Source organism: Paraburkholderia sp. SIMBA_054 (assembly GCF_046534875.1).
Lineage (GTDB): Bacteria > Pseudomonadota > Gammaproteobacteria > Burkholderiales > Burkholderiaceae > Paraburkholderia > Paraburkholderia hospita.
In genome coordinates this window covers 1-264 of the sequence record NZ_JAWRXV010000948.1, presented here as the reverse complement: position 1 = coordinate 264, position 264 = coordinate 1, and the positions used below count along the sequence as shown (strand labels likewise).

Annotated in this window: 1 pseudogene; it reads left to right on the top strand. The window is 68.6% G+C overall.

Going from position 1 to position 264, the window contains the following annotated elements:
* Positions 1-35: 35 nt before the first annotated feature.
* Positions 36-264 (top strand): annotated as a pseudogene (locus tag SB822_RS57925) (DUF418 domain-containing protein); the annotation flags it as partial.

The following is a 264-nucleotide window of genomic DNA, read 5'->3' as shown; positions in this document are numbered from 1 at the left end:
GAGGTCGACCCGGCCGCACCTTCCAAAGTCCCGCCATGATCCAGCCTTCCCTGCAACCGCTGGCGCCGGCCGAGCGCATCGTCCTGCTCGACGTCCTGCGCGGCTTCGCGCTGCTCGGCATCCTGCTGATGAACATCGAGGGTTTCGCCGGGCCGCTCAACGCGGCGCTCACCGGCGTGGACCCGGCGCTGTCCGGCATCGACCGGCTGGCCGACGCGCTGGTCTACTTCTTCGTCCAGGGCAAGTTCTACACCCTGTTCTCGC